Origin of the sequence: Streptomyces longispororuber, from assembly GCF_024448165.1 — a bacterium.
GTDB lineage: Bacteria > Actinomycetota > Actinomycetes > Streptomycetales > Streptomycetaceae > Streptomyces > Streptomyces longispororuber_A.
The window spans coordinates 1-16720 of record NZ_JAMOLN010000214.1; the positions used below are offsets into that span (position 1 = coordinate 1).

Genomic DNA, 16720 nt, shown 5'->3' on the forward strand with positions numbered 1-16720 from the left:
GGAGCGGATGCCCCGTACGCGGCTGCCCTGTATGCGGTGGAGTGCTAGGCGTATCGCGGCGACGGGCGAGCGGGCCATTGCTCCCGTATGCCCAAGTGGGCGGGTGGATATGCCGGGTCGTACCCGACAATGGCCGTGTGCTGGAGATGACGCGCGAGGAGTTCGAGGAACTGGTGGCCGAGGCGCTCGACCGGATTCCGCCCGAGTTGACGCGGCTGATGGACAACGTCGCGGTGTTCGTGGAGGACGAGCCGCCCGCCGACGATCCCGAGCTGCTCGGGCTCTACGAGGGGACGCCGCTCACCGACCGCGGTGAGTGGTACGCGGGCGTCCTGCCGGACCGGATCACCGTCTACCGGGGGCCGACGCTGCGGATGTGCGCGTCCCGCGAGGACGTGGTGGCGGAGACCGAGATCACCGTGGTGCACGAGATCGCCCACCACTTCGGGATCGACGACGCCCGGCTGCACGCGCTCGGGTACGGGTGAGGCGTGAGGCGCGACGGGTGAGATGCGACGGGTGAGGCGCGGCGGCTGACGTGTGGCGGTTGTGCGGGCTTTGTGCGGCGCGTGTCCTCCTGCGGGGCACGGGAGTTGGGAACGGTGACCCCGTCACATGCCCGGAGGTGCTCGCCCGTGCGCCAGCTGCCCGTATCGCTCTGTGTCCTTCGACTGGGACGCCTGGCCGCGACCACGGTGGCCGTCGCCGCGGCGGCCGGGTGCATGAGCGTGGCCGACGACGGAGGCCGCCCGGCGCCGTCGCACTCCGCGGCGCACCGGGGCAGCGGCGCCGCCGCGCCGGACGGCGGGGCCGTGGTGTCCGAGGGCGGGCGCGAGGTCGGGGCGCGGGCCGGAAAGGCGTCCGCGAGCCCCGACGACCCGGCGGAGGCGTCGTCCTCGCCGTCCGCCGCTGAGTCCCCGTCGCGCGGTGCGGAGCCGTCCGCCGCGGTGTCCCCGTCCCGGTCGTCGCCGTCGGCCCGGCCGAGCACTCCGCGCGGCACGCCGTCCGACCCGCCTCCCACGAAGGAGCCGGACACCCCGACCCCCACGCCGTCCCCGACGACCGCCGAGCCGTCGTCGTCCGCGCACGAGCAGCAGGCCGCCCCGCAGATGGTGGGCGAGCCGGAGCCGCGGGCCGGGAATCCGGCCTAGGCGACGCCCCGGCGGGCGCCGTGTGAGGCGGGTCTCATGGATCGGGTTTGCCTCGGGGGGTAGTGGGTGCGTATGGTGGTAGATCGTTTGATCCCATTTGCCCGGCGCCGCTGAAGAGAGCGCCGCGTGGCGCGTACTCTCCCTTGCCGTGGCTGGACCGCATTGAGGCGGTCGACTTGCGAATGTGCAATTACACGGAGTTGACGGGCGCGTGCCGAGACTCCGGAAGGTTTCGCATTTCGCATGTCCATTTCCACTGAAAACCTCGCTGACCAGGCCGTCGAGACGACCGACGAGTTCATCGAGAACCCCGAGAACCCCGAGAACACTGAGCTCGTCGAGAACGTCGAGAACGCCGACGCCGACGACGTCATCGAGAACGACGAGCCCACCGTCACGTTCGCCGACCTGGGTCTGCCCGAGGGCGTCGTCCGCAAGCTCGCGCAGAACGGGGTGACCACCCCCTTCCCGATCCAGGCCGCGACCATCCCGGACGCCCTGGCCGGCAAGGACATCCTCGGCCGTGGCCGCACCGGCTCCGGCAAGACCCTCTCGTTCGGCCTGCCGACGCTGGCCCGCCTGGCCGGCGGCCGCACCGAGAAGCACAAGCCGCGCGCCGTCATCCTCACCCCGACCCGTGAGCTCGCGATGCAGGTCGCGGACGCGCTGCAGCCGTACGGCGACCAGGTCGGCCTGAAGATGAAGGTCGTCTGCGGCGGTACGTCGATGGGCAACCAGATCTACGCGCTGGAGCGCGGCGTCGACATCCTCGTCGCCACCCCGGGCCGCCTGCGCGACCTCATCAACCGCGGCGCCTGCGACCTGAGCAACATCGAGGTCGCCGTCCTCGACGAGGCCGACCAGATGTCCGACCTGGGCTTCCTGCCCGAGGTCACCGAGCTCCTCGACCAGGTCCCGGCCGGCGGCCAGCGCATGCTCTTCTCCGCCACCATGGAGAACGAGATCAAGACCCTGGTCACGCGCTACCTGAACAACCCGGTCAGCCACGAGGTCGACGCCGCCCAGGGCGCCGTCACGACCATGTCGCACCACATCCTCATCGTGAAGCCGAAGGACAAGGCGCCGGTCACGGCCGCGATCGCCTCCCGCAAGGGCCGCACGATCATCTTCGTCCGCACGCAGCTGGGTGCCGACCGCATCGCCGAGCAGCTCCGCGAGGCCGGTGTGAAGGCCGACGCGCTGCACGGCGGCATGACCCAGGGCGCGCGCACCCGGACGCTGGCCGACTTCAAGGACGGCTACGTCAACGCGCTCGTCGCCACCGACGTCGCCGCCCGCGGCATCCACGTCGACGGCATCGACCTGGTCCTGAACGTGGACCCGGCCGGCGACCACAAGGACTACCTGCACCGCGCGGGCCGCACGGCGCGCGCCGGCCGCACCGGCACGGTCGTGTCGCTGTCGCTGCCGCACCAGCGCCGTCAGATCTTCCGCCTCATGGAGGACGCGGGCGTCGACGCCGGGCGTCACATCATCCAGGGCGGCGCCGCCTTCGACCCGGAGGTCGCGGAGATCACCGGTGCCCGGTCGATGACCGAGGTCGAGGCCGAGTCCGCGGGCAACGCCGCGCAGCAGGCCGAGCGCGAGGTCACCAGCCTGACCAAGCAGCTGGAGCGCGCCACCCGTCGCGCCGCCGAGCTGCGCGAGCAGGCCGACCGCCTCACCGCCCGCGCCGCCCGTGACCGTGGCGAGGACGAGGAGGGCGTGGCCGCGGCCGTCGCCGCCGCGCAGGAGGCCGCCGCCGAGGCCGTGGCCGCTGCCGAGGTGCCGGAGCCGCAGCCGGAGCGCTCCGAGCGCTCGTCCTCGTACGAGCCGCGTCAGCGCCGTGACGAGCGGGGCAACTTCGAGCGTCGCGACAACCGTCGTGACGGCGGCGACCGCGGTGGCTTCAACCGTGACCGTGGCGGCGACCGTGGCGGCTTCCGCCGTGACGACCGCCGGGACGGCGACCGTGGTGGCCGTTCCTTCGAGCGTCGTGACAACGACCGTGGCGGTTTCCGCCGCGACGACCGTCGTGACGGCGGCGACCGCGGTGGCTTCAACCGTGACCGCGGTGGCGACCGTGGCGGCTTCAACCGGGACGACCGTGGTGGCCGTTCCTTCGAGCGCCGTGACAACGACCGTGGCGGTTTCCGTCGTGACGACCGCCGGGACGGCGACCGCGGTGGCGACCGTGGCGGCTTCAACCGGGACGACCGTGGTGGCCGTTCCTTCGAGCGTCGTGACAACGACCGTGGTGGCTTCCGCCGCGACGACCGTCCGTCGGGCCACCGGGGCAGCGACCGTCCGTTCAACCGCGACCGCCGCGACGACCGCCCCTCCGGCGGCCACCGTCCCTACGGCCGCCGCGACGACCACCGTGGCGCCGGCTCGGGTTCGGGCTCCGGTTCCTTCGGTCGCCGTGACGACAAGCCGCGCTGGAAGCGCAACGGCTGATCCACACAGCTGAGTTGAGGGCCCGGGAGACGCACTGCGCGTCTCCCGGGCCCTTTCGCGTCCGGCGGCAGTCCGGCGGCAGCCCGGCCGCATGGTGCGCCCCCGGCGAGGGAATCGCTGGGGGCATGACAAGTGAAGCGAACGAAGCCACTGACCGGAAACCGCCGTCCGCGGCGGCGGGTACGGACGAGGAACGGCTCGCTCAGCTCGGCTACACGCAGGTCCTCGCCCGCCGCATGTCGGCCTTCTCCAACTACGCGGTCTCCTTCACGATCATCTCGGTCCTCTCCGGCTGCCTGACCATGTACCTGTTCGGCATGAACACGGGCGGTCCTGTGCTGATCACCTGGGGCTGGGTCGGCGTCGGCCTGATGACGCTCTTCGTGGGCCTGGCGATGGCCGAGATCTGCTCGGCGTACCCGACGTCGGCGGGCCTCTACTTCTGGGCGCACCGGCTCGCGCCGGAGCGCAGCGCGGCGGCCTGGGCGTGGTTCACGGGCTGGTTCAACGTGCTCGGCCAGGTCGCCGTGACCGCCGGCATCGACTTCGGGGCGGCGTCCTTCCTGGGCGCGTACCTGAACCTCCAGTTCGACTTCGAGGTGACGCCGGGCCGCACGATCCTGCTGTTCGCCGCGATCCTGGTCCTGCACGGCCTGCTCAACACCTTCGGCGTACGCATCGTCGCCTTCCTCAACAGCGTCAGCGTGTGGTGGCACGTGCTGGGCGTGGCCGTGATCGTGGGCGCGCTCGCCTTCGTGCCGGACCACCACCAGTCGGCGTCGTTCGTCTTCGGCGAGTTCGTGAACAACACGGGCTGGGGCAGCGGCCTGTACGTCGTCCTCGTCGGCCTGCTCATGGCCCAGTACACCTTCACCGGCTACGACGCCTCCGCCCACATGACGGAGGAGACCCACGACGCCTCGACGGCCGGCCCGAAGGGCATCGTGCGCTCCATCTGGACGTCGTGGATCGCGGGCTTCGTCCTCCTGTTGGGCTTCACCTTCGCGATCCAGTCGTACGACGGGGCGCTCGGCTCACCGACGGGCGCGCCGCCGGCCCAGATCCTGCTCGACGCGCTCGGCGCCACGGCGGGCAAGCTGCTCCTGCTGGTGGTCATCGGCGCGCAGCTGTTCTGCGGCATGGCCTCGGTGACGGCCAACTCCCGGATGATCTACGCCTTCTCGCGCGACGGCGCACTCCCGTTCTCGCGCGTGTGGCGCACGGTCAGCCCGCGCACCAGGACCCCCGTAGCGGCGGTCTGGCTGGCGGCGGCGGGCGCGCTGGTCCTCGGCCTGCCGTACCTGATCAATGTCACGGCGTACACGGCGGTCACGTCCATCGCGGTCATCGGTCTCTACATCGCCTACGTCATCCCGACGCTGCTGCGGCTGCGCAAGGGGGACTCGTTCGAGCGGGGGCCGTGGCACCTGGGCCGCTGGTCCGGCGTGGTCGGCGTGATCGCGGTGACGTGGGTGGCCGTGATCACGGTCCTGTTCATGCTGCCGCAGGTCTCCCCGATCACCTGGGAGACGTTCAACTACGCCCCCGTCGCGGTCCTCGTGGTCCTCGGCTTCGCGGGCATCTGGTGGCTGGCCTCGGCCCGCCGCTGGTTCCTGCGCTGAGCCTTTGGGCCCGCGCCCGAAACTCCGGGATGCCGATACCCGATCGGTGTCCCGGCGCTGTCGGGCTATGCTCGGGGGTGCGTCGGCCGGCGTCGGCGCGCGGACCCTTAGCTCAATTGGCAGAGCAGTGGACTTTTAATCCATTGGTTGTGGGTTCGAGTCCCACAGGGTCTACGGATACGGGGGAGGAGTAGTTAACCCCTCTGACCTGCAAAGAAGCGTCCGGTTCGGCTATGGCCGACTCGGACGCTTCTTCGTTCTCGGACTCGTACGTGAGCGACGCGTCAGCGGACGGCCCGGTACGGCGCCGCCCGGCCGCCGAGAGGTTCGTGCCCACCACGGGCAGAGCCTTTCACTGCCACCTCGATGGAGGGAGGACCTCAGTGCCGTCTCGCATGTGATGGACGGGCGCGGCGTGCGGGGTGGGGTCGGGCTGGACGAGGATCAGGGTGAGGTCGTCCTGCACGCCGCCGGGGGCATGGACGTCGAGCAGGCCGAGCAGTTCGGCGAGAGCTTGTTCGGGGCTGGCGGCGGACAGCGCGGCATGCACCTGCTCGTCGAGGGAGAACATGGTGCCGGCGGCGTCGCGAGCTTCGGTGAGGCCGTCGGTGTAGAGCAACAGCCGTTGCGTGGAGCTGAGTCCTATCCGCTGCGGTGAGGGCTCGGGCGACAGGCCCAGGGGTGGGGACGGGCTGGGCGGTTCCAGCAGGTCCATGCGGCGGCCGACGCGGAGGGGCGGCGGATGGCCGCAGTTGACCAGCAGGACCTCGTCGGGCTTGAAGTCGGCGAGCAGTACGGTGACGAAGTCCTCCTCGCCCAGTTCGGCGCTGACGCGCTCGTCGAGGATGCAGGCGAGGCGGACCAGGTCGGGCTCGCCGGCCGCGGCCTGTCGGAAGGCAGCCAGCACGGATGTGCTGATCCGGGCCATGGCCAACCCGTGGCCTTTGACGTCGCCGACGATCAGGCGTGGCCCTGTGGGGGTGACGGCGGCGTCGTACAGATCTCCGCAGAGCGCGATGCCCGAGGTGGCGGAGCGGCTGTGCGTGACGAGGTTCAGGCCGTCCAGATGTGCGGGCAGAGGGTGCACGAGGGCCTGCTGGGCGAGCTCGGCTATGCGGGTCATCCGGTCGAGAGCGCCTCGTTCGACTGCTCGACTGCGGGCCGTCAGGCCCGCCGACAGACCGACGCCGGCCACCAGCAGCACATGCATCACGTGGCCCACCGCGAAGGGCAGTGACTGGCCTGCTCCGCCGGCCGGGGACGGGAACATGGCCGCGAACACCGTGGCCGTCACGGCAAGGACGGCGGTGGCGCGAACCGTGAGCGCCTGAACCGACAACAACGTCCCTACAAGCGCCAGTTCGGCTGGGAAGGCAACCGGGTTCACGCAGGTACCCACCGCGGTGACCGCTTGTGCCACCGCCGCAGTGAGCAGCCAGCCACGCTCCGAGCGCATCGCACGCCTCCGTGCCGGTCGTCCCCGCTCCGCGAGCCGAATCCCGCACCTTGCCAGACGCCTCGCCGGCAGGGAGTGCGTTTTGCGCTATCGGTCATATCCACACCCACGTGTGGACCGCTGACCGTGACCCGTATGACCAGGGTCGACCGGGGCCGCTCCCACTTCGTGCGAGCTGCTTGGTTCAATCGGGCGTCGGTAGGTCCAGGGTGTGGGTGATGCCGACGTCGATGGTGTTCTGCGTGCCCTGGCGGTAGGCGGTCGTGTAGGCGGCGTCGCCGATCGCTCGGCGTGCCAGGGCCTCGCTGGCTTCTCGGGCCGCGAGGAGTTCGGGCGAGCCCATGCGGGATCGGCCGATGGAATCCCACAGGGCATCGACGAGGCCGATCACCCGGGCCGCCTGGCCGGGGTCGGACGCGATGAGGGCCGGTGCCAGCGCGTCGAGCGCCAGCGCGGCTCCGAACGTGTCGTGCATCCGCCACCGGATCGCGAGCGAATCACGGGCGTGCAGCGCGGCGGCAGGAGGGTTGCCGTCGGCCAGGGCGGACACTGACAGGTAGTACAGCGCGAAGCTGCGCATCCACTGTTCGCCCTGTCGCTCGCATTCCTTGCGCAACTGCTCCGCCGCCTCGGCGGCCCGGGCGAACTCGCCGGACTGCAGCAGGGCGAACGCCGTCATGCCCAGGGCGAGGAGGCGGACGGCGAGTGGTTTGCCGGACCCTTCGGCCAGCGTCAGGACCTCTCCCAGGAGAGCAACGGCCTGTGCGGGCCGGCCGGTCGCCGACCACCGTGCGCTGGTGAGGAATCGTGCCGCAGCGATCGCTTCCGGGTTGCCCAGCTGTTCGGCCAGCTCCAGGCACTCCTCCTCGAGCGTCTCGACCCTGGTGAAGTCTCCTTGGGTCACGGCGACGATGCCGAGCGCCCACGCGGCCCAGAACCGCTCGCGACCGGGCTGCTCGTCCGTCGCGGCGGCCAGCGACCGTTCCAGGTAGGCGCGTCCCTCGCGTATGAATCCGCATCCGGCCCAGAAGAACCAGAGGTCGCCCGCCAATTCGAATGCGTTGCCCGGCGCCGACGCCAGGCAGTTCTCCAGCGCGAGGCGGATATTGGCATGTTCGTCGGTGAGACGGTCGTACCAGGCGAACTGGTCGGGTCCGACCCACTCCCGGTCGCCGACCCGTGCCATCCACCGGTAGTAGTCACGGTGCCGTTCGGCCAGGGTGGCGGTCTCGCCGAGTCCGCCGAGCCATTGCTGACCGTACTCGCGCACCGTGTCGAGCAGGTGGTAGCGCGGTCCGCGTGCGGTGGTGAGGCGTTGGAGGATGGACCTGTCGACGAGGGCGGCAAGCAGCGGCGCGATCTGCTCCCCCCGGAGCGGGGCCGCGCCGCACACCCATGCGGCGGCTTCCTCCTCGAAGCCGCCGGCGAAGACCGACACCCGTGCCCACAGGAGCCGCTCCAGCGGGGCGCACAGTTCGTGGCTCCACCCGATCGTGGTGTGCAGCGCCTGGTGCCGGGGCTCGTTGGTGTCCTGCCCACAGTGCGGTGAGGTCAGGGTCTGCAGGCGGGTGCACAGGCCCCGGCGAAGATGGTTCAGGTCCATCTCGGACAGTCGTGCGGCAGCCAGTTCGATGGCCAGCGGAATGCCTTCCAGGCGGGTGCAGATGTCGGCCACGTCCCGGTCGTCCTTGCCGGCCTCGATCAGGCCAGGAGCGGCGGTGCCGGCCCGGTCCAGGAACAGCTCCACCGCGGCTCCGCGGGGCTCGTCCCCCGTGCCGGGGTCCGACCCGAGAGGCAGCGGGAGCACCGGCAGGACGTGTTCCCGCGTGGAGCCGAGGGGGCGGCGGCTCGTGGCCAGGATCCTCAGCCCCGGCGAAGCGGCCAGTAACTCCCCTGCCGTCGCGGCGACTTGGCTGTGGAGGTGCTCGCAGCAGTCCAGTACGAGCAGTAGTTCCTTGTCCGCGAGCCATTCGGCCACCACCTGCAGCGCGGGCCGCGTGCTCTGATCGGCCAGTTGAAGCGCTTCATAGATGCACAGCGGGATCGACGAGGACTCGCGCAGAGGGGACAGTTCGACCAGCCACACCCCGTCGGGGAAGCCCGGGGCCTGCCTGGCCCCGGCCTGCCGGGCCAGGCGGCTCTTGCCCACACCGCCGACTCCGGTCAAGGTCACCAGGCGTTCCCGGGAGAGCAGCACGCCGATTTCGGCGATCTCCGTCTGCCGTCCCACGAAACTCGTCGATGCGCACGGAAGGTTGCCCCGTGGCCCGTCCATTCCCTCACGCATGGGCCTCGACTCCCCAGCTCACAGCTCCGCGTCCACCATCATCATTGCGTTCCGAGTCTGCACCGCCACGACACCGCGGGGGTGTCCATTGCCCGGAGCTGTCTGCTTCCCAGCGCCGACACGTCACCAGAGCGCAGCACCGGTCCGACTCGGTCATCTCAGGACCAGCTCTGTTCAGTCCCGGGCCGGAGCCGCAGCGGAGCATGGCCGCCTATTCCGGCGAGGGATGATCAAGTCGGTGAGCTGGCGGCCACCCAGCACAGGAGCAGAAAGCGCCCGGACCGGCATCGGCCGGTCCGGGCGCTGCTCTTCGGGCCGGGGCCCGGGGAGCGGTGAAACCTAGTCGTTCACACAGGTGTTGCCGAAGGCCGGGTTCAGCAGGCCGATCACGTTGACCGAGTTGCCGCAGGCGTTGATCGGAACGTCGATCGGAATCTGGACGACGTTGCCGGAGAGCACGCCCGGGCTGTGCTCGGCGACCGCGGCCGCGCTGGCCCCGTCGGGTCCGTCCAGCGCGGAGGCGACGGCAGCGGAACCCAGAACAGAGGCACCGGCCAGCACCGTGGCGGCTGCGAATGCGCGAAGACGCATCGATTCTCCCTGATAGGTGAGGGAATATGACTCTCCTATCAGAGCGCTGTCCGACTCTTCGGACGGCGAATTGGGCCGACGGCGGGCGTGTCCGTGCGACCGGACGTCAGCTTCGGTCCACGCGAACCCAGCCGCGGGCGGGCCGGTTGGGCCTGGCCTGCCCCGGGAGCGTTCTTCCGTGGGCCCGCCAGAGGCGGACCACGGATTCGTAGATCGGAGTGTCCGAAGCAGGACGCGACAGGTCTGTCGGGTCGTTTCCCTTCTTCTCCATGGTGTGCTCAACGAAGTGCACCGGCCGGAGTAAGCACTGGTTCATTTGTTCTGCAGAATGCGCGCGATCCGGGGTCCGAGCCAGCGCTTCAGCGAACGCAGCGCCTGCGCCCGGTCGACCGCCCGGTCCACCCGGTAGTACAGCTGCGGCGGCACGTAGGGGAGCAGCGGGGAGTGGCGCTGGCCGAGCAGGGCGAACATCTGGTGCGGTTCCAGGTCGATGTAGCGCGTCAGGTTCTCGTACCAGCCCGCGCTGTGCCGCGCCGCGCTCTGCACCGGGAGCAGTTCGCGCCGGCGGATCCGCTCGTACTCGCCGAGCGCCGACGGCAGCGGGGCCGGTTCGCGCAGCGCCCTGGCCAGCGCCATCGCGTCCTGCATCGCCAGGGTGGTGCCCGCGCCGATGGAGTAGTGCGTGGTGTGGGCGGCGTCGCCGAGCAGGACCAGGTTGCCGTGCGACCAGACCCGGTTGGTGACGGTGGGGAACTGCTGCCACTGGGACGGGCCGTCGACGTCGGTGCGGCCGATCAGCGGGTGTCCCTCCAGCGGTCCGGCGAAGAGCTCCTCCAGCAGCTTCAGGGCGGCGTCCTGCGCCAGGACGTCCAGGCCGAGACCCGTCCACGTGTCGGGCGAGCACTCGACGATGCAGGTGCTGTGCGTGCCGTCGAAGCCGTACGCGTAGCACCACAGCCACCCGTGGTCGGTCTCCACGAAGCTGAAGGTGAAGGAGTGGAAGACCTTCGTCGTGCCGAGCCAGACGAACCGGTTGCGGCCCGAGACGATCCGGGTGCCGAACTGCTCCGCGTGCCGGTCGCGCAGCAGGCTCCGCGAGCCGTCCCCCGCCACGACCAAGTCGGCCTCCAGGGCCGGGTCCCCGGGTGCCAGCGCCTGGCCGTAGCGGACGTCTACCCCCAGGTCACCGGCCCGTTCCGCCAGGATCCTCAGCAGCCGGTGGCGGCCGATCGCGAACCCCTCGTCGCCGTGGTGGACGGTGGTCAGGTCGCGGACGTGTGCGACGCCGTCGCTCCAGCGCACCGAATGCTCCTCGATGGCGCCTGCGGACACCCGGTCGTGCGCCCTGAGCGTGTCGAGCATGTCGGGCCAGTAGGTGACGCCCCATCCGTACGTGGCACCCTCGGGGTTCTTCTCGTGGACGGAGACGTCCCGGCTGGCATCCTGCTGCTTCAGAAGGATGGCCAGGTACAGGGACGCGGGCCCTCCGCCGGCACAGACCACCTTCATGTGTGCTCTCCTCATAGACAGGCCCTGGACGAGCCCGGAAAGTACCGGTTGGTACTCCTGGGAAACGACGGTGCGGGCGTCTGGTTCCTGAAAGGCGAGGCCAAGGATGTTCTTCACGCGATGCGCGGTCCTGCTCGGTGCGGCGGCCCTCGCCTGGCTCTCCGCGCCGCACGCGACGGCGGACACCGAGGAGCCGCCGGTGCTGCTGACCGCGGCGGAGTGCCGGGCGGCAGGGGGCGTGCCGGCCTTCCGCGTCTACGGGGGCGGCGACGCCTATCGGTGCGTCAAGGAAGTCGAGGGAGCGGGTCCGGCGTCCGACGGCTCCGACCCGGGATTCGCCTTCGTACGGCGGCCGCATTTCGACCTGGACTATCTGGCGCCCGCCGAATGCCAGGTCGGTGGCGGCCTGATGCGCTGGGACGAGGGCGGTGACGCCGGGGGCGGTTCGCAGGTGTGCCAGGGCGGTGCGTACGACGGGAAGACGGTGGTTCCCGTCTTCGAGGAAGCGAATTGATCGTCACCCGTGAGGACTGAATTACTACCCTTTTCAGGATGTATCCCTGCATAAGCCGTGACTGCCTGGCGGGCCGCGCCGTTGAACAGGCCGACGGCTGCGACTACGCGGCCGCACCTGCCAAGCAAAAGGAGAACGTGATGTCTCGCATCGCGAAGGCAGCCGCTGTCGCATTCGGCACGGGTGCTGTGGTGCTCAGCGGCGCCGGTCTGGCCATGGCCGACGCCGGCGCCCAGGGCGAAGCCGCCAACTCGCCGGGCGTGCTGTCGGGCAACCTGGCCCAGGCCCCCATTCACGTCCCGGTCAACGTCTGCGGCAACACCGTCGACGTCATCGGCCTGCTGAACCCGGCCTTCGGCAACACCTGCGTGAACAGCGACGGCGGCGACGCCGGCTACGGCGGCTGAGTCCCCCGCGCTGAACCCTGACGACGGCCCCCGGCACACCGTGCCGGGGGCCGTCGTTCACGTGCGGGCGGCCGAACTCACTCGTACCGGTACAGCGACGTGTGTTCGAGCATGTCGCGCAGCGGGATGTTCCAGGGCGGCATGACGTCGCCCGCGGCCAGCACGCGGCCGTGCTGGGGGTCGCCGAGCCCGGGCCGTTCAAGGGGCAGATAGGGGTCGACGTCGGGATGGCGCCGCCGCCACCGCGACCAGCACAGGTCCACGAAGGCGTGGTGGAGCCAGAAGACGGGGTCGTTGACCGATCCGGCGCCGAGCATGTGCCCGCTCACCCAGCGGTGCACCCGGTTGTGGTTGAACCAGGTCCGGTCGCCGCGGCGCGAGGGCCAGCCCTCCAGCTTGTTGCGGAAGCCGCCGGCCGAGAGCGAGTTCCACGGCTTCGCGTCGTACTGCGTCTCGTCCATGGCGCCGGCGAGTTCCGCCTTGCTCGGCAGGTCGACCGGCGCCTGCGGCCGGCCGAAGTCCCGCATCAGGAAGTCGCCGTCGGTCACGGCCTCGGTCACGGTCCAGTTGCCGTGCCGCCGGGCGAACGGACCGGTCGTCACCTGGCGGTCGGAGCGGCGGCCGTTGCCCCCGAGGAAGTCCTCGCCCCACAGCGACACGGCGGGCGTACGGTCCACGGTCCAGTCCCAGTAGGGGACGGTCACGCCCGGGTCCTTCTTCTGCAGCGCCCGCTCGAACTCCAGCAGGAACTTGCGGTGCCAGGGGAAGAACGAGGGGGTCATGTGCGCCACGCGTAAGGCGCCGTCACCGTCGCCCACGTAGAAGTCGATGTGCGTCCGGACGAACTCGTCGTACCGGCCGGAGCGCTTGAGCGCGAGCACGGCGTCCACGAAGCGCCTCTTCTGCGCCGTGCTGAACGTGTTCTGGTTCTGGCGTGTGTGCACCATCGCCGATCACATCCCGCCGACGTGCGGCCGCAGTTGCTGGTCGCCGAGTTCCGCCACGGCCCCGCGGGCCGCGTCGAGCGGCGTGGGGTACGACGCGTAGTGATCGACCATGCTGAGGTACGAGCCGTCGGCCCGGCGCATGAGGTGCAGCGGGCGTCCGTCGACGGCGACCTGCCAGGCAGGCACCCCGCCCGCCGCCGCGTCGGACGACCGGACGCCGGTGATGCGGCGTCCCAGGTACGTCTCGTCGAACGACTCGGGGCCGGTGCCCGGCTCGTCCGTCCCGGACGGGCGGAGCTGGAGGACGGCGGCGGTGGTGGAGGCGGCGCCCAGCAGGATCAGGGTGGCGCTGCGCCGGGTCAGCAGTGGTCTTCCGTCCGGTGCCCGGCCCGTGGCTGCGGGCGCCGCGACGCTCTCGGCGGGGCGCGGGTAGGTCAGGGACACGCGGGAATTCACGACCATCTCCTCCGGCAGGTCTGGCAGCCCGGTCACGTGACGGAGCGTCGGGAGCCGGGTGGGCCGGACGACGGGCTGTGGCTCGCCGGCCCACCCGGTGCGTCAGCCGAGTCCCAGGTCGGCCCCGGGCTGCGCCTGCACGTCGGGGGTGCCGAGGGCCGCCTGCGGGGCGGTCACCTGCGGCAGCCCGAAGGCGTGCGGCCGGGGGCCGGTGAGGGGCGGGTTCACGGAGGCTCCCGGTGTGAGGGCCTGTACGTCGGAGCTCTCGGTGCGCAGACCGAGGTGGTCGACGTCGTCCGTGGGGAGCAGCTGAGGCAGCGGCAGATCGGCCTCGGTGGCGGGCAGTTCGCTGCTGAGCGGGAGCCGGGGCAGCGGCTGCTGCGGCAGCACGTGGTCCGTCGCGTACCGGGGGCCTTCCGGCGTCCCGGGGATCGGCACGGGAGCCTCGGTGCTGAGCCGGGGAAGGTCCGTGTGCAGCGCGCTCTCCACGCCGCCGAGGGGTACCTCGACGGGTACGTTCGCCGACGCGACGGCGGGGGTGGAGCCTGCCGCGGCGGCGAGGCAACCCGCCAGCACCGCGATCGTTCCTCTTACCTTGATGCTCATTCTGGGGATGGACCCTTCATCTCAGGACGATGACGCATCAGGGGTAACGACCCTTTCTGCGGCATCAGTTCAGAATTCCCCCGGCGGGACTAATCCGCGGACGCGGCGGATCAGCTCGTCCAGAAATCCCACCAGCGCGTCAGCACGAGCATCCCGATCGCCCCGATGTGCAGCGTGGGCAGGACCCAGGAGAAGTCGGCGAAGAAGGCGCGCAGCGCGGGGGGCGCCGGGAGGAAGCCGCTGCGGACGGTGAACGAGGTCAGGTACCAGAACACGAGGATCGTGGCCGCCCAGGCCAGACAGCACCACAGGCAGAGCGAGTTGATCCGGTAGAGCGACTGGAACTGCAGCCACGTCACGAACCCCACCCCGAAGGCGCAGCCGGCCTGGAAGCCGAGCCAGTACCAGCGGGGGAACCGGGCACCCGCCAGCAGGCTCGCGCCGACGCAGACCACGACCCCGTAGGCGACGAGCCCCAGCATCGGATTGGGGAACCCGAACACGGCGGCCTGCGCGCTCTTCATGATGTTTCCGCAGGAGACCACCGGGTTCAGGCTGCAGCCGGGGGTGAAGTTCGGGTCTTCCAGCAGCTTGAACTTGTCGAGCGTGATGACCCAGGAGGCGAGCAGCCCGGCGGCCCCGGTGACGACGAGCAGGAGCGCGAAGCCCGTGAGCCGCTCGACCGGTGGCTCGCTGCCCGCGGTCCGTTCGTCCGGCCGTCCTGCCGGAGGCCGGAGGCGTGCGGCGGCTTCGTGCCGGTAGTCGGTGCTCACTGGACCCTCCTCGGGGCTACGAACAGGCGTGATGACAGGGAGTGATCGAAATGTGACGCTCGGCGCGACAAGCGCGAGGGGCGGCGCTAGCGTCGCTTATGTCCCGAAAGCACACAGTTAGGACTTCTCTCGTGAAGCAGATCGCCCGGCGGGCCTCGGTGACGGCCCTGATCGCCGTAGCCGCCCTCCTGCCCCTCACCGGCACGGCCCAGGCCGCCACGACCCAGGCGCCCGCGCAGTCCGCGGCCTCCCACCCCTGCGGCGACGACTGGGAGTGCTGGCACCACTGGCACCACGGCGGCCTCGGCCTGGGGCTCGGACTCGGCCTGGGCGTCGGCGTGGTCGGCTGACCCGGTCCACGCGGCTCACTCGTCCGTGGTGCGGCGACGGTCGGTCCGTCGCCGCACCACGGACGCACGAGCCGGACGTCACGAGCGAATGCGACGGATCGGCAGAAGGCAGTGGGCGGCGGCCGTCAGGGTCCCCTCGTCGCCCGCGAACCTCTCCAGTTCGTCCTCGCTGACGGGCCGGCCGGGCGTCGCCGTCGGCCAGGGCCGGCTGGTGAAGACGAAGTACGCGTGGCCCCGCTCCTCGGCGGCCTCCAGCCACTCGGGCGGCACGGCGCACTGGGCGTTCAGCAGCGGCATCGTGACGACGGCCTGGCCTGCCTCGACGAGCAGGGAGACCGGGAAGCTCGGATGCCGCGCGCCGTCGTGGACGGTCGTGCCGATCGTCAGACCGTTGTTGCGCAGGAGCCCCAGCACGGCCGCTTCCGCGGCCTCGGGGCCCGCCGGAGAATCGCCCAGGGAATAGGCGAGGAGGAAAGGCATGTCGCCTTCCTCGCCGATGTGTTCCCCACTCCATGCGATGACGGCGAGAGTTCCCAGATCGGCTGCCCGGAACGTGGTGTCAATACTCGACGTTGAAGTCACCGAGGAAGCCTAGCGATACGGCGTCGGCGCGCCGCCGCGCTGTCACTCGGTTGGTGGAACGGGCCCCACTCGATGGTGTGGTGTGAAATGCCGAAGGCTGGTTCAGGAACCGGAATTCCGAACCAGCCTTCGAATGCGTGGCCTGGCGAGAGCGCTGAACGCTGCTGCCCGATCAGTCGTTGACGGCGGTGTTGCCGAACGACGGGTTCAGGCCGGCGATGCCGTTGACCGTGTTGCCGGAGACATTCACCGGAACGTGCACCGGGAGCTGACCGAGGTTGCCGGAGGCGACGCCCGGGGACTCCACCGCGGCACCCTCGGCGCTGGCACCGCCGTCGGCGAAAGCGGCACCCGAAGCGGCACCCGCGGCGAAACCGGCGGCGGCAAGGACGAGAGCGGCCTTCTTGGCAGTCTTCATTTCAGTGACCTTCCTCAGGGGGTTTTCCCGGATCGTATGGGGGACGTCTCTACGGACAGCCTCAAAGACACACCCTCATAAACCCTTCGCCCATTCGGATCAGCGGGCGGGAAGGGGACTACTTGGCGAGCGGGAGACCGCCCAGCAGGCCGCCGGGCGCCTCGGCGGCGCCGCCCGTGTCCAGGCCGTCGGCGGCACCCTTGACGGTGTCGACCAGGCCGTCGCTCTTCGGGTCGAGAAGGTTGGTGTCCACCGGCTTGACGTCCAGCGTCGGCTGGCTGGTGATGGTGTCCAGGGCGCCGTTCAGGCTCATCGGAGTGAGGTCCGAGGCAAAGGCGGGGGCGGCGGCACCGGCAATCACGAGGGAACCGGCGACAACAGCAGCGGCCTTAAGAGCCTTCATTGTTTTTCCTTTCTTCGATGGCATTTCGCCATCAGCCTGGAACATTCACCGTCCGAAGCATTTCGAAATGCTCGGCGTATCGCTTCTCCTCGCATAACGACCGTCGTCGCCGACGGAAACGCGGCGTACATATGAATTACGTGCGCATGCGGAGAGCCCGCCGGGCGCAGCCTGTGCGGCTGCTCCCGGCG

General features: G+C 70.5%; 18 protein-coding genes and 1 tRNA gene. 8 read left to right on the top strand and 11 right to left on the bottom strand.

All coding sequences use genetic code 11. The features are described 5' to 3' along the window. The first annotated feature begins 137 nt into the window (after positions 1-137). The 5 genes from M4J07_RS39280 (at position 138) to M4J07_RS39300 (ending at position 5404) form a co-directional block, all read left to right on the top strand. Entirely contained in the window at positions 138-488 is a 351-nt protein-coding gene (locus M4J07_RS39280) for a metallopeptidase family protein (protein WP_181512717.1), read from the top strand. Between the two features lie 147 nt (positions 489-635). Next, a complete protein-coding gene (locus M4J07_RS39285) occupies positions 636-1151 on the top strand; it encodes a hypothetical protein (RefSeq protein ID WP_255980401.1) in 516 nt (171 codons plus the stop codon). Positions 1152-1394: 243 nt separating this feature from the next. After that, on the top strand, positions 1395-3608 hold the full coding sequence (locus M4J07_RS39290) for a DEAD/DEAH box helicase (RefSeq protein WP_255980403.1): 2214 nt from the start codon (positions 1395-1397) through the stop codon (positions 3606-3608). 125 nt (positions 3609-3733) lie between these two features. Further along, complete coding sequence (locus M4J07_RS39295; RefSeq protein ID WP_255980405.1) at positions 3734-5230, top strand: amino acid permease; 1497 nt, start codon at positions 3734-3736, stop codon at positions 5228-5230. A 101-nt stretch (positions 5231-5331) separates the two neighbouring features. Further along, positions 5332-5404: transfer RNA gene (locus M4J07_RS39300), tRNA-Lys, on the top strand. A gap of 178 nt (positions 5405-5582) precedes the next feature. Here M4J07_RS39300 and M4J07_RS39305 read toward each other — a convergent pair. The 4 genes from M4J07_RS39305 to M4J07_RS39320 all read right to left on the bottom strand — a co-directional run bounded on the left by M4J07_RS39305 (position 5583) and on the right by M4J07_RS39320 (position 11073). Beyond that, positions 5583-6524 (bottom strand): PP2C family protein-serine/threonine phosphatase, encoded by a 942-nt coding sequence (locus M4J07_RS39305; protein ID WP_255980407.1) that lies wholly within the window; start codon positions 6522-6524, stop codon positions 5583-5585. Between the two features lie 346 nt (positions 6525-6870). Continuing rightward, the gene (locus M4J07_RS39310; RefSeq protein ID WP_255980409.1) at positions 6871-8916 is read right to left on the bottom strand and encodes an ATP-binding protein; all 2046 of its coding nucleotides are present in this window, start codon (positions 8914-8916) and stop codon (positions 6871-6873) included. Between the two features lie 396 nt (positions 8917-9312). Further along, on the bottom strand, positions 9313-9564 hold the full coding sequence (locus M4J07_RS39315) for a chaplin (RefSeq protein ID WP_255980411.1): 252 nt from the start codon (positions 9562-9564) through the stop codon (positions 9313-9315). Positions 9565-9876: 312 nt separating this feature from the next. Further along, the gene (locus M4J07_RS39320; protein WP_255980413.1) at positions 9877-11073 is read right to left on the bottom strand and encodes an FAD-dependent monooxygenase; all 1197 of its coding nucleotides are present in this window, start codon (positions 11071-11073) and stop codon (positions 9877-9879) included. 106 nt (positions 11074-11179) lie between these two features. On the opposite strand from M4J07_RS39320, the gene M4J07_RS39325 reads away from it, so the two are divergent. Further along, positions 11180-11587 (top strand): hypothetical protein, encoded by a 408-nt coding sequence (locus M4J07_RS39325; protein ID WP_255980416.1) that lies wholly within the window; start codon positions 11180-11182, stop codon positions 11585-11587. A gap of 140 nt (positions 11588-11727) precedes the next feature. Then, entirely contained in the window at positions 11728-11994 is a 267-nt protein-coding gene (locus M4J07_RS39330) for a chaplin (RefSeq protein WP_255980432.1), read from the top strand. Between the two features lie 77 nt (positions 11995-12071). Here M4J07_RS39330 and M4J07_RS39335 read toward each other — a convergent pair whose 3' ends face one another. The 4 genes from M4J07_RS39335 to M4J07_RS39350 all read right to left on the bottom strand — a co-directional run bounded on the left by M4J07_RS39335 (position 12072) and on the right by M4J07_RS39350 (position 14776). Continuing rightward, entirely contained in the window at positions 12072-12941 is an 870-nt protein-coding gene (locus M4J07_RS39335) for a tyrosinase family protein (protein ID WP_255980418.1), read from the bottom strand. A 6-nt stretch (positions 12942-12947) separates the two neighbouring features. Continuing rightward, entirely contained in the window at positions 12948-13433 is a 486-nt protein-coding gene (locus M4J07_RS39340) for a tyrosinase cofactor (protein ID WP_255980420.1), read from the bottom strand. Positions 13434-13499: 66 nt separating this feature from the next. After that, positions 13500-14003 (bottom strand): hypothetical protein, encoded by a 504-nt coding sequence (locus M4J07_RS39345; RefSeq protein ID WP_255980422.1) that lies wholly within the window; start codon positions 14001-14003, stop codon positions 13500-13502. A gap of 110 nt (positions 14004-14113) precedes the next feature. After that, positions 14114-14776, bottom strand: coding sequence for a vitamin K epoxide reductase family protein (locus tag M4J07_RS39350; protein WP_374215167.1), 663 nt, complete (start codon positions 14774-14776; stop codon positions 14114-14116). A 131-nt stretch (positions 14777-14907) separates the two neighbouring features. On the opposite strand from M4J07_RS39350, the gene M4J07_RS39355 reads away from it, so the two are divergent. Beyond that, on the top strand, positions 14908-15126 hold the full coding sequence (locus M4J07_RS39355) for a hypothetical protein (protein ID WP_255980424.1): 219 nt from the start codon (positions 14908-14910) through the stop codon (positions 15124-15126). Between the two features lie 78 nt (positions 15127-15204). On the opposite strand, the gene M4J07_RS39360 is transcribed toward M4J07_RS39355, so the two are convergent. From M4J07_RS39360 to M4J07_RS39370, 3 genes are all read right to left on the bottom strand, one after another. Then, entirely contained in the window at positions 15205-15708 is a 504-nt protein-coding gene (locus M4J07_RS39360) for a DUF5949 family protein (protein WP_255980426.1), read from the bottom strand. A gap of 172 nt (positions 15709-15880) precedes the next feature. Then, complete coding sequence (locus tag M4J07_RS39365; RefSeq protein WP_255980428.1) at positions 15881-16126, bottom strand: chaplin; 246 nt, start codon at positions 16124-16126, stop codon at positions 15881-15883. A 118-nt stretch (positions 16127-16244) separates the two neighbouring features. After that, positions 16245-16529, bottom strand: coding sequence for a hypothetical protein (locus M4J07_RS39370; RefSeq protein WP_255980430.1), 285 nt, complete (start codon positions 16527-16529; stop codon positions 16245-16247). Between the last annotated feature and the right edge of the window lie 191 nt (positions 16530-16720).

Coding starts and splice junctions, on each gene's coding strand:
- M4J07_RS39295 (WP_255980405.1), top strand. CDS start 3,734: ATGACAAGTGAAGCGAACGAAGCCACTGACCGGAAACCGCCGTCCGCG.
- M4J07_RS39325 (WP_255980416.1), top strand. CDS start 11,180: ATGTTCTTCACGCGATGCGCGGTCCTGCTCGGTGCGGCGGCCCTCGCC.
- M4J07_RS39290 (WP_255980403.1), top strand. CDS start 1,395: ATGTCCATTTCCACTGAAAACCTCGCTGACCAGGCCGTCGAGACGACC.
- M4J07_RS39335 (WP_255980418.1), bottom strand. CDS start 12,941: ATGGTGCACACACGCCAGAACCAGAACACGTTCAGCACGGCGCAGAAG.
- M4J07_RS39370 (WP_255980430.1), bottom strand. CDS start 16,529: ATGAAGGCTCTTAAGGCCGCTGCTGTTGTCGCCGGTTCCCTCGTGATT.
- M4J07_RS39315 (WP_255980411.1), bottom strand. CDS start 9,564: ATGCGTCTTCGCGCATTCGCAGCCGCCACGGTGCTGGCCGGTGCCTCT.
- M4J07_RS39345 (WP_255980422.1), bottom strand. CDS start 14,003: ATGAGCATCAAGGTAAGAGGAACGATCGCGGTGCTGGCGGGTTGCCTC.
- M4J07_RS39365 (WP_255980428.1), bottom strand. CDS start 16,126: ATGAAGACTGCCAAGAAGGCCGCTCTCGTCCTTGCCGCCGCCGGTTTC.
- M4J07_RS39320 (WP_255980413.1), bottom strand. CDS start 11,073: ATGAAGGTGGTCTGTGCCGGCGGAGGGCCCGCGTCCCTGTACCTGGCC.
- M4J07_RS39330 (WP_255980432.1), top strand. CDS start 11,728: ATGTCTCGCATCGCGAAGGCAGCCGCTGTCGCATTCGGCACGGGTGCT.